Source organism: Catenuloplanes atrovinosus (assembly GCF_031458235.1).
GTDB classification, from domain to species: domain Bacteria; phylum Actinomycetota; class Actinomycetes; order Mycobacteriales; family Micromonosporaceae; genus Catenuloplanes; species Catenuloplanes atrovinosus.
The window spans coordinates 1,941,023-1,952,360 of the sequence record NZ_JAVDYB010000001.1 but is presented as its reverse complement, the minus strand read 5'-3'; the positions used below and the strand labels follow the sequence as shown (position 1 = coordinate 1,952,360).

Here is an 11,338-nt window from a genome sequence, read left to right as displayed (position 1 = left end):
GGCGGCGTTCGCGGTGGGGCGCTTCTGGGCGAGCAGCATCGCGAGCGGGCGGCACGCAGCCGACGCGGCCGTACGCGGAGTCGAACCCAGCGTGAAGCTAGATTCGGCCGAACACCGAACCCGGCGCGGACCCGGCCCGAGGACACCTCGTCGGCAGGAACCGGCAGACATACCAGCCAGCCCAAAGCCCGGTGGTGCCGGATCGCCCGGAACATCGCATGAACGCTCCTCGGCGTCACCCGGACGAGCGGGTGCTGGGCGGCGATCAACTCGCCGCCCTCGTCGTTCGGTGTCGAATGTGGAGACGTTACCGATCAGCGCAGCGGAACGATCGGGATGTCGGTCGCGGAGCGGCGCTCCGCCGCGCCGGGGCCGGTGGTGATGGTGGGCGGGGTGGCCGGGGCGATGACGGTGGCGCCGGTGGCCGGGAGGGTCAGGCTGCTGCGGCCCGCGTCGACCGAGACCGTGGCGTTCTGGTCGTTCGTGACGGTGAACTGCGGGTCGGACTGGCCGAGGATCAGGCCGAGCACGTGCCCGGCGGGCAGCGTCACGTCGTAGGTGTTGAGCGGGATGGTCAGGTCGTACCACCGGTCGGGCAGCAGCGGGGTGCTGAAGCGCAGCGAGCGGTGGTGGGCGGCGTCGGCCCAGCCGCGGGTCAGGACCGCGTGGTCGCCGGTGACCGTGACCTCGGCGGTGTCCAGGTAGCAGGCGTCGTCGGTCGCGGACGCGGCGCCCCAGCAGGACGAGGTGGTCAGGTTGACCAGGCCCTCGGAGCGGAAGTGGTCGACGCGGGTCGCGGTGCCGTAGTCGACCAGGCGTGCGGACAGCGCCGCGGTCGGCCGGTCCACCTTGATCCGCAGCGTGACGGACGGCTCGCCGGAGATCCGCAGCGGTGCGGTCAGCGGCGCGGAGAGGAACGCCAGCCGGCCGGGGACGGCCGCGGACGGGTTGGCCACCAGCGCGTCCTCGCGCAGCGACTCGTCGGTGTAGGTCTTGGTGACGCCGCGGCCGGCCGCGCCGAGGCCGAGCGTGCCGTCGCCGAGCGGCAGCGTGCGGTCGCGGACGCCGCGGGCCGGCCAGTCGCGCTCGTCCTGCCACACGCCGGGCGCGGTCTCGAGCGTGGCGCGTGGCTCGCGGTCGATGCCGTTGCGCAGGCCGTGCAGGTAGTGGTCGAACCAGCGGTGCAGCGTGTCCACCCACTCGGCGCGGCGCGCGTCGAACGGGTCCTCGTGGCCGGACTGGAACAGCCACAGCTTGCGCTCCACGCCGTGCCGGGCGAGCGCGTCCCACCACAGGCCGAACTGGCGGGTCGAGACGTTCTTGTCGTTGATGCCGTGCGCGATGAACACGCTGGCCCGGACGTTGCGGGCGTCGGGGCGGTAGTCCCGGGCGGCCCAGTAGCCGGTGAAGTCGCCGGTGGTCTCGCCGCTGCCCGCGCGCCACCCGGCCAACTCGTCCGCGCAGGCATCGGCGGGCCGGCCGTTCACGTAGGAGTGCAGGAACCGCACGTACTCCTGGGTGCGCAGGATGCCGTTGTAGCGCTGGTAGTCGTACCAACTGGAGATCGCGCCGATCGGGACGATGGTCTCCAGGCCGCGCACGCCGGTCGCGGCCACGCCGTTGGCGACGGAACCGTCCCAGGACTTGCCGATCATGCCGACCCGGCCGGTGGTCCAGGAGGCGGTGGCCCGGCGGCCGTCCGCGGTGAACGCGGTGCCGCGCCCGTTCAGCCAGTCGATCACGGCCTTGGCGGACGCGACCTCGGCCGGGCCGCCGACGTCCTCGCAGCCGGTGGAGCGCGCGGTGCCGGACAGGTCGACGCCGACGAACGCGTAACCCCGCGGGACGAAGTAGTTGTCGTAGTAGAGCGGCATGCTCACGACCGTGCCGTCGGCCGCGTACTTCTTCAGCTCGGACTCGTTGCCCCGGCCGCAGCAGGTGTAGTAGGGCGAGGCCTCCATGATCACGGGGACCCGGGTGGTCGCCTCGCGCGGGCGGACGATGTCGGCCGCGATGCGGTCGCGCGCGCCGTCGCCGTCGAGCGGCGACTCCACCCACACGGTCTCCCGGACGGCGCTCGCGTAGTCGTAGACCGGGACGGTCTCGGTGCCGCGGATGTGCCGGGGGCCGGCGGCGAGGCCGGGCGAGACCGCTCCGAGCACCACGGCGAGCGCCGTCACCGACATCACCACGAGCCTGCGCACCATGCGATCCCCCATGCGATCCCGTCCGAGCACCGAGTCAGGGGCACGTTATCGCATGTGAATACTCCCCTACGTAAATTCTTCGAGCCTGTGGACAACGCGTTCCATCAGCCCGTCGCGGTAGACCTCGCGCAGGCCGAGCGGCTTGAGGTGCACGTACCCGATGTGGCAGTCGCAGGCCGCGTTCGGGCAGGCCCGGGGCTTGAGCGCGGCCCGCCACGAACCGTCGTAGAGATTCCCGATCACCGACGGCACGAAGTGGCAGCGCCGCACCGTACCGTCGCCGAGCACGGAGATCGCGGTCTCCCCCGCGTGGCAGGGCAGCCCGCGCGAGACGTGCGGCCGCACGCTGTCGCCGAACCGGGGGTCGAGCGCGGTCCACGCCGCCTCCTCGTCCGCGGTGTAGCCGTGCCCGTCCGCCGCGTTCACCCACAGGTAGACGCGCGGCGGCAGCAGCGCGCGCAGTTCCCGCGCCTCGGCCAGGTGCTCGGGCAGCCCGACGATCCCGACCGAGTAGCGCACGCCCAGCGCGTCCAGTTCGCGGCAGCGCCCGAGGAAGCGCGCCCGGGTCACCTGCCCCGGGTGGTACGTGGTCCACAGCGCCGCGGTGGACCGGTCCGCCGCGGCCAGCCAGCCGGTCCGCGCCGCGAGGTTGGTCTGGATCGCCACCCGGTCCACGTGCGGCAGGTGCGACAGCCGCGTGATCGTCTCCCGGTACCAGCGCCGGGTCAGCCCCTCGCCCCACGGCGTGAACAGGATGGACAGCCGCCGGTCCGTGGTCGCCTCGGCCCAGTCCGCGAAGCGCAGCAGCGCCGCCCGGTCCGCGCGCAGGGTCGCCGGCGGGTCCACCCGCTTCGCGAACGGGCAGTACGGGCAGTCGTAGTTGCAGCTGGCCAGCGGCCCCCGGTAGAGCACGTACAGCGGGGTCATCGCAGCGCGTACCCGTCCATCGCGGCCCGCACCGGCGCCGACACCAGCCGCGGCCCGATCGCGTCCGACCAGGCGAGCCCGTCCGCGGTGAGCCGGTTGAGTCCCGGCTCCAGCCACCCGCGGCCGGCCAGCGCGGCGAGCTCCGGGAAGTCGTCCGGGTGCGAGGTGCCGAACCGGGCCCGGTAGTCGGCCGCGGCCACTCCCTCCGCGCGCAGCAGCGACTTCAGCAGCCAGCGCCGCCGCTGCTCGGCCGCGTCCAGCCGGTAGCCGAACTCCGCGTACCGGAAGTCGTCGTCCGGCCGGGACAGGTAGTCGTCCAGCACCGCGCGGACCTCGCCGACCGTGACCGCGTAGTCGAACGAGTAGTGCAGCGACGTGGTGTACGACCGGGCGCCGCAGCCGAGCCCGACCATGCCGTCGTCCTGGCAGCAGTAGTCCGGCCCGTCGTCGGCCGGCACGTCCGCGCGCCGGAACTGCCGCATGGACAGCTGGGCGTAGCCCGCGCCGGTCAGCACCGCCACCGCCTGCCGGTAGAGCGCCAGCCGCTGCGCGTCCCAGTCCGCCCGGGTGCGGGCGCGCCGCCCGAGCCCGGTCAGCGGCCGCACGTACAGCGGATAGAGGTACAGTTCCTCCGGCCGCCAGGCCAGTGCCGCGTCCAGGCTGTGCCGCCAGCTCTCCGGCGTCTGCCCGTCGATGCCGTAGATCAGGTCGATGTTGAGCACCGGGATGCCGGCCGCCCGGATCGCCGCCAGCGCGGCCTCCACCTCGGCCCGCCGCTGCGGACGCCCGGCCGCGCGCGCCTCCGCGTCCAGGAAGCTCTGCACGCCGATGCTGACCCGGGTGGTGCCGTGCGCGGCCAGCACGGCCAGCCGGTCCGGCGTGGCGGTCGCGGGCGAGGTCTCCACCGACAGCGGCACGCCGCCGCCGAAGCCGACGATCTCGAACAGCTCGGTCAGCTCCGGCGCGGTCAGGTAGGTGGGCGTGCCGCCGCCGATCGCGGTCCGGGCGAACCGCACGCCGGGCCCGAGCGCGTCGCGGACCGCGCGGGTCTGCGCGCGCAGCCGGCCGAGGTACGCGGTGACCTGGCCGGCCGCCGGGTTCGACCGGGTGAACAGGTTGCAGAAGCCGCAGCGCATCTCGCAGAACGGCACGTGCACGTAGCCGAACAGCGCGTCCCGCCGCTCGCCCGCCCACACGTCCGCGAGCGCGGGCCGCGGGTCGAGCCGGCGATAGGCGGTCTTGTGCGGGTACGCGTAGAGATATCCCTGGTACGGCGACTCGGTCACAGCGTGAACTCCCCGTACGGCACGGTCCACACGGCCTCGTGCGCGACCCGGTGCCCGACGTGCCCGTCCTCGCCGTAGAGCGTGCCGTGGTCGGAGCAGATGATCACCCGGCAGGGCCGCCCGCGCCCGCCGGCCAGTGTGAACACGCGTTTCAGCGCGCGATCGGCGTACTCCAGCGCGGCCGCGTGGCTGTCCACCGTGTCGTCCGCCGCGCCGGGCAGGTAGTGCCGGTTCGGCTGGTGCAGCGCCGCAACGTTGAGAAACGTGAAGAGCGGCCGCTCCACCGGCAGCCGGGCGATGATCTGCGCGAGCCGGTCCGCCTGCGCGTCCACGCAGTCCGGCGCGGTCACGCCGAACGCGGGCTCCCAGTGCGCCTCCGCGAACAGCCCGGGCAGCACCCGGCCGAGCGGCGCCCCCGGGTTGAAGAAGCCGACGCCGCCCAGGCAGACCGTGTGGTAGCCGGCGCCGGCGAGCGCGCCCGGCAGGTCCGCGGCGTCGAACACCCAGGTGTCCGGCCCGGTCGTCTCGCTGCCGGCGAACCGGGCCGCGAACGGCCGCGGATGCCGCCCGGGCGCGACCGGCGTCGGCAGGAACCCGGCGAAGAACGCATGGTGCGCCGCGTACGTGAAACTGGCCGGCGTGTGCCGCCGCTCCCAGCCGCCGGGCAGCAGCGCGGCCAGCGTCGGCGTGCGCCCCTCGGCAAACTGCCGCGCGGCCACGTCGTAGCGCAGCGTGTCCAGCGTGACGAACAGCAGGTCGTGACTCGGGATCAGACCGCGCACAGCGCCGCCCGGACCTGCGCGGTGTAGGTGTCCTCGCCCCGGTGCAGCACCCCGGGCAGCAGGTCGCCGAACGCGTTGACCTCGGCCACCGCGTGCCGCCGCCAGCGCGCGTCGAACATCAGATCGACCCCGGCCATCAGGGTACGGGGGAACACCGCACCCACCCGGGCACACGTCTCCATGGCCGCGCCCCACCCCGCCGCCCCGGCCCGCTCACGGGCCGCCGCCACGTCGCCGCGCGCGTTGCCGAGGTGCAGGTTCGTCAGCGGCGACCGGCTCGACCGGACCACCACGTGCCGCGGCTCGCCCGCGATCACCACCACGCGCAGGTCGATCGTGCGCCCGTCCACCCCCGCCTTCGGGAACCAGCGCTCCACGTGCAGCCCGTCGCCGGCCAGCCGGTCCACGATCGCCGCGACGTCGGCCTCCCGCTCGTACCGCCGGATGGTCAGGTTGTTGAACAGCCGCCCGTCCGGGCCGCGCTCGACGCTGGTCAACGCCGAGACGCGACCACCCGCGGCGGTGAGCGCGAGCACGCCGGAGGCGGACGAGCCGTGGGACGGCTTCACGAACACGCGCGCCCAGCCGGCCGCGCGCATCGCCGCCCGGAGCGCCTCGTAGCCGGTCACCGGCGGGAGCGCGGGCGGCACCGGCACGCCGTGCGCGGACAGCACGGCGTGACAGCGCGGCTTGTCACCCATGGTGAGCACGTCCTCCGGCGCGGCCAGCATCGTGCCGCCGCCGGACTCGACCCGCCGCAGGGCCGCGCCCAGCCCCGCGTGCGCCGCGGCCGTGCCGGTGATCTCGCCGTGCTCCGCCGGGGCGGTCGCGCCGCGCAGCAGCCGGCCGACCTCCGCGTCCTCGCCGGGCGAGTCGACGCGCACCGCCTCGCCCACGCCCGGGACCGGCCCGCCGGTGAGCACGTCGCGCCACGGATAGACGCGCGGCGGCGGCAGGCCCGCGCCGCGCACCGCCGCGGCGAACATCGTCACCCGCCGGTTGGCCGGGTTGCCGACCACGGCCGTCGCCGTCACTCCGACACCTCGACGAAGCGCCCCCAGTCGCCGCGCGCCTCCTGCCGGTCGGTGACGTCGACGCGCACCGACGGCAGCGCGTCGACCAGCCGCTGCGCGACCTGCGGGCTCATGAAGTGGTGGTGCAGGTCCAGTTCCCGCAGGTGGTCGAGCGGACCGGCGAGCAGCGACTCCGCGCCCTCGTCGCCGAACGTGCCGAGCGACAGGTCGAGCACGCGCAGCCGGGGCAGGATCGGCGCCTGCGCGACCGCGGCCGCGATCTCGTCCTGGATCTCGCTGTTGCGCAGTCCGAGCGCGGTGAGCCGGGGCCAGCGGGTCGCGGCCTCGTCGGCGGCGCCGAGCAGCGGCGCCAGATCCTCCAGCACGACGTCCCCGCCGTACGAGTCGACGCCGAGCCACAGGTTCAGCCGCTCCAGCGCGGGCAGCTCCAGCGCGAACACGGAGCGCAGCAGCGCGGCCGGGAGGCCACCGGACTGGATCTCCAGGTCGCGCAGCGACGGGTGCGCCGCCGCCCGCCCGATCTCCAGGCCCTCGGTGCCGCGCACGACCAGCCGCTCCAGCGCCGGATAGGCCGCGAGCAGCGGCGCGATGTCCCGGTGCTGGATCCAGGAGATCTCACACTCCTCGAACGTGAGGTCGCCGAGGAAGAACGACCGCAGCCGCGGCATGCGCGGTGCCAGCCGCACGAACAGGTCGATCGGCGGCGGCGCCTCGTACGCACCGCCCCACTGGCCGATCACCAGCGCGACCGGTCCACCCTCGCCGGCCCGCTCCAGCATGGTCTCCATCGCGGCCTCGAAGTCCTTGGGCGAGAGATCGTAGTCATCGATCTCGACGCGCCAGGCCACCGCCGCCGGATCGTCCGGCCTCACGTCACTGTCCGACGGGACCACCGGCAGCCCGGCGAACACGGTCACGTGCGAGTTGATGGTCATAGCGCAGGACCGTAGCAGCGCCGGCCGACACTTTCCGGCGGTCGGCTCAGGCGGGGCGCAGCCGGATCACCGGGCGCCGGGGCGTGGGGCGGCGGCGTACCACCGGCCGCCACGAGGCCACCCGGCCGAGCGCCGCGACCGAGGCACGTGCCCAGCGCCGCCGCGGCACCGGCACGTACGCCCACACGACCTTGCCGTCCGGGGCGAGCAGCACGCCGCAGCGGGCCGCCGAGCGCGCCACCAGGTCCAGCCCGCGCCCGCGTACCGACAGCCCGGAGCCGTCGTCACCGGCGCCGCCGAACCGGGGCAGGTCCGCCGACCGGTCCGCCACCGCGATCCGCAGGTGGCCGCGGTAGTGGCTGACCCGCACGTCGAGCGCGGTCCCGGCGTGCTGCACCGCGTTGGACACCAGCTCGGACACGATCAACTCGCCGGCCTCGACGACCTCGCCGCCGAGCGACCGGCGCTCGCCGAACGACCGGACCAGCGCGCGGGCCACCGCCGCGCTCGCCGGCACCGGCTCCAGCCGCACGTGCTCGCGGGCCGGGTGCGCGGGACGGGACGGGAGCGAGGCCAGCGCGGTGGCCAGCGTCCGGAACGTCCGGACGCGCCCGCGCAGCACCCGCCGCACCGCCGCGTTCGGCGCGGTCACCACCATCGTTATCCCGGGCCGCCGCGCGTTGCAGAACATCACGATCGCGGACAGCAGCGACGCCAGCCGCTTGGACCGCCCGGCCCGCGCGCAGTCGACCACCAGGTACGGCGGGTGGTGCGCGGTGCAGCGCACCAGCGTCCGCCTCAGCCGTTCCGCGGAGAGCAGCCCGGTCCGCTCACCCAGCGACACGACGAGTGCGCCACTCTCCACATGCGCTCGAACGCTGCCCACCATCGCGGCTCACCTCCATACCACCCGGCTCGGCGCCCTCCATGTGCCCGCGCGACGGTGCACTTACTCCCGTCCACGGTTATGAAACTTTCAGATTCGCAAGCGCATCTCGAAATGCGCTCGGTGCCGGGTAAGGCTCGGCACGTTGTCAACCGTCCGGGGCCGGAGTACGTAAGGATGAATCGACAGGACAACGGCTACACGGGTAGGTCGAGCTCATGAGTGAAACGGTCACGGGCACGTCGCAGTGGCAGGCGCTGCAGGCGCACGCGGAGAAGCTCCGCCGGACGCATCTGCGCGACCTCTTCGCCGGCGACCCCGGTCGCGGGCAGCGGCTGACCGGCCAGGCGGCGGACCTCTACGTCGACTACAGCAAGCACCTCGTCACGGACGAGACGCTGGAGCTGCTCCGCGCGCTGGCGCGGCAGCAGGACCTGGAGGGCAAGATCGCGGCGATGTTCCGCGGCGACCACATCAACACCTCGGAGGACCGCGCGGTCCTGCACACCGCGCTGCGCCTGCCGCGCGACGCGACGCTGACCGTGGACGGCCAGGACGTGGTCGCGGACGTGCACGCCACGCTGGACAAGATGGCCACGTTCGCGGACCGGGTGCGCGGCGGCGAGTGGCGCGGCGCCACCGGTGAGAAGATCACCACGATCGTCAACATCGGCATCGGCGGCTCCGACCTCGGCCCGGTGATGGCCTACGAGGCGCTCGGCGACTACCGCGACAAGAACATCACGGCCCGGTTCGTGTCCAACATCGACCCGACCGACCTCGCGGTGAAGACGCAGGACCTGGACCCGGCGACCACGCTGTTCGTGGTGGTGTCGAAGACGTTCGGCACGCAGGAGACGCTGACCAACGCGCGCGAGGCCCGCACCTGGCTGCTCGGCAAGCTGGGCGTGGACGACAGCGCGGTGGCGAAGCACTTCGTGGCGGTCAGCACGAACGAGAAGCGGGTCGTCGACTTCGGCATCGACCCGGCGAACATGTTCGGCTTCTGGGACTGGGTGGGCGGCCGGTACTCGCTGCCGTCCGCGGTCGGCCTCTCCGTCATGATCGCGATCGGGCCGGACCGGTTCCGCGAGATGCTGGCCGGCTACCACGCGGTGGACGAGCACTTCCGGACCGCGCCGCTGGAGCGGAACATCCCGGCGATCCTGGGCCTGCTCAACGTCTGGTACAACAACTTCTTCGGCGTCCAGACGCACGCGGTGCTGCCGTACTCGCAGTACCTGCACCGCTTCGCCGCCTACCTCCAGCAGCTCACCATGGAGTCCCTCGGCAAGTCCGTCACCCGGGACGGCACCGAGACCGGCTTCCAGACCGGCGAGATCTTCTGGGGCGAGCCGGGCACGAACGGCCAGCACGCGTTCTACCAGCTGATCCACCAGGGCACGAAGATGATCCCGGCGGACTTCATCGGCTTCAGCGTGCCGAACCACGACACCGCCGAGATGCACGACCTGTTCATGTCGAACTTCCTGGCCCAGACCGCGGCGCTGGCGTTCGGCCGGACCCGCGAGCAGGTCGAGGCCGAGGGCGTGGACGCGGCCGTGGTGCCGCACAAGATCATGCCGGGCAACCACCCGACCACCACGATCCTCGGCGAGAAGCTGACGCCGTCCACGCTGGGCCAGTTGGTCGCGCTCTACGAGCACATCGTCTTCACCGAGGGCGCGATCTGGGACATCAACCCGTTCGACCAGTGGGGCGTCGAGCTCGGCAAGGTCATGGCCAACCAGTTCGCGCCGCTGCTCACGCAGGAGGAGGCGCCGGCCGGGGACCAGGACTCGTCGACGAACGCGCTGATCGCCCGCTACCGCGCCCAGCGCGGCCGGGCATAACCCCCGGAAACACCGGACCGGCGGGGGTACGTCGTATCCCCGCCGGTGCCGTCTCAGGAGCGGCGCGTGCGCCAGATGACCACGGCCGCGCACGCCACGGCCACGACTCCGCCGATCGCGAACAGCAGCGGGTGCCGCACCTCCACCAGGCCCGGCTGCTCGGCCGCCACGCCCGGCCCCATGCCCAGCCAGGGCAGCGCCACCAGCAGCGCCAGCGCCCCCGCCCCGAGCAGCGCGAACCCGGCGAGCTTGACGGCCCGGCGCCGTGCGTGACGGATCGGCCCGGCGACGGGCACGACGAGCCCGGGTGCGGTGCGCGGGTCTCGGACTGCCTGCTGCGGAACGGTCATCATCGGCCTCCGGTGTTTCGACGCTTGCCGCTATAACGACGGTCACACCGGACCGGTTCACATCTTTTCGATCGGGCCCGCGACGCTCACGTGCCGTACCGGACGGCGCCTCATAAAGTGACGACTATGGCCCGGCGCTCGCGTACGCCGCCGCTCACCGCCGCGCTGGCGGCGGCGGTGACACTGCTGGCCGGGGCGCTGACCGCGGGCGGCTGGGCGCACGCGCGGGGCGGCGACCGGGTGGACATCGCCGACGCGGAGCGCGCCGTCGTCGTCCCGGCCGGCCCCGGGCGGTACGACTTCGACTGCGGCACCAACGCGGCGGGCCACCGCAACACGGCGAACGTGGTGGTCACGCCCGGCGTGCTCGGCCCGGCGCACCACGTGCACGACTACGTCGGCAACCTCTCCACCGGCCCGCACTCCACCGACGAATCGCTCCGCGGCGCGGCGACCAGCTGCGGCAACGGCGACCGGTCCACGTTCTACTGGCCGGTGCTGCGCGCCGGCGACGAGCACTCGGAGATCCTCACCCCCTCGTCGGTACGGATGGAGTACCTCTCCAGCGCGGCCGGCCCGGTGGTGGCGCCGCCGTCCGGGCTGCGCGCGATGACCGGCGACGCGCGCGCCGCGACCGGTGGCACCGCCGGCATCCGCGCCTGGACCTGCGAGGGCGCCGAGGACCGGCGCACCGACCGCTATCCCCGCTGCCCGGCCGGCCGCGAGCTGCGCCGCGTCTTCGAGTTCCCCAGCTGCTGGGACGGCCTGCACGCGGACAGCGCCGGGCACCGCCGGCACCTGACCTTCCCGGGGCCGGACGGGGCGTGCGCGCGGGGCACGTTCGCGGTACCGCGGCTGCGTGTCACGGTCGGCTACCGTGTGTCCGGCGCCTTCACCGTGGACGCGTTCGCGGAGCAGCGCCGCAGTCCGCGCACCGACCACGGCATCATGATCAATTTGGCGCCCGGCCGGCTGATGGCGGACATCGTCGCGTGCCTGAACCAGGGCCGCGCCTGCACCGCCTGACGTGCCGCACCGAGAAACCTGTGAACCATTCCGAGAGGACCGTCGTAGCTCG

The 11,338-nt window shown here is 73.7% G+C and carries 10 protein-coding genes; 2 read left to right on the top strand and 8 right to left on the bottom strand.

All coding sequences use genetic code 11. From position 1 onward, the window contains the following. Positions 1-314 precede the first annotated feature (314 nt). The 7 genes from J2S41_RS08570 to J2S41_RS08540 all read right to left on the bottom strand — a co-directional run bounded on the left by J2S41_RS08570 (position 315) and on the right by J2S41_RS08540 (position 8,060). Positions 315-2,207 carry a Xaa-Pro dipeptidyl-peptidase gene (locus tag J2S41_RS08570; protein WP_310365248.1) on the bottom strand — a complete coding sequence of 631 codons (1,893 nt, stop codon included), beginning with the start codon at positions 2,205-2,207 and terminating at the stop codon, positions 315-317. A gap of 66 nt (positions 2,208-2,273) precedes the next feature. Next, positions 2,274-3,134, bottom strand: coding sequence for an STM4011 family radical SAM protein (locus tag J2S41_RS08565; protein ID WP_310365245.1), 861 nt, complete (start codon positions 3,132-3,134; stop codon positions 2,274-2,276). Continuing rightward, positions 3,131-4,420 (bottom strand): STM4012 family radical SAM protein, encoded by a 1,290-nt coding sequence (locus J2S41_RS08560; protein ID WP_310365242.1) that lies wholly within the window; start codon positions 4,418-4,420, stop codon positions 3,131-3,133. The genes J2S41_RS08565 and J2S41_RS08560 overlap by 4 nt, the downstream gene beginning before the upstream one ends. Continuing rightward, positions 4,417-5,202, bottom strand: a complete 786-nt coding sequence (locus J2S41_RS08555; protein WP_310365240.1) for an STM4013/SEN3800 family hydrolase — start codon at positions 5,200-5,202, stop codon at positions 4,417-4,419. The genes J2S41_RS08560 and J2S41_RS08555 overlap by 4 nt, the downstream gene beginning before the upstream one ends. Beyond that, the gene (locus J2S41_RS08550) at positions 5,190-6,236 is read right to left on the bottom strand and encodes an STM4014 family protein (protein ID WP_310365238.1); all 1,047 of its coding nucleotides are present in this window, start codon (positions 6,234-6,236) and stop codon (positions 5,190-5,192) included. Before J2S41_RS08550 ends, J2S41_RS08555 begins: the two co-directional genes overlap by 13 nt. Further along, positions 6,233-7,171, bottom strand: a complete 939-nt coding sequence (locus tag J2S41_RS08545; protein ID WP_310365235.1) for an STM4015 family protein — start codon at positions 7,169-7,171, stop codon at positions 6,233-6,235. Before J2S41_RS08545 ends, J2S41_RS08550 begins: the two co-directional genes overlap by 4 nt. Before the next feature lie 46 nt (positions 7,172-7,217). After that, positions 7,218-8,060, bottom strand: a complete 843-nt coding sequence (locus J2S41_RS08540; RefSeq protein ID WP_310365233.1) for an ATP-binding protein — start codon at positions 8,058-8,060, stop codon at positions 7,218-7,220. A 215-nt stretch (positions 8,061-8,275) separates the two neighbouring features. Between J2S41_RS08540 and pgi the strand changes: the two genes are divergently transcribed. After that, positions 8,276-9,910, top strand: a complete 1,635-nt coding sequence (pgi, locus tag J2S41_RS08535; protein ID WP_310365232.1) for a glucose-6-phosphate isomerase — start codon at positions 8,276-8,278, stop codon at positions 9,908-9,910. 53 nt (positions 9,911-9,963) lie between these two features. Here pgi and J2S41_RS08530 read toward each other — a convergent pair whose 3' ends face one another. Next, positions 9,964-10,260 carry a hypothetical protein gene (locus tag J2S41_RS08530; protein WP_310365230.1) on the bottom strand — a complete coding sequence of 99 codons (297 nt, stop codon included), beginning with the start codon at positions 10,258-10,260 and terminating at the stop codon, positions 9,964-9,966. Between the two features lie 126 nt (positions 10,261-10,386). On the opposite strand from J2S41_RS08530, the gene J2S41_RS08525 reads away from it, so the two are divergent. Next, positions 10,387-11,286, top strand: a complete 900-nt coding sequence (locus tag J2S41_RS08525) for a DUF1996 domain-containing protein (protein ID WP_310365227.1) — start codon at positions 10,387-10,389, stop codon at positions 11,284-11,286. The last annotated feature ends 52 nt before the right edge of the window (positions 11,287-11,338 follow it).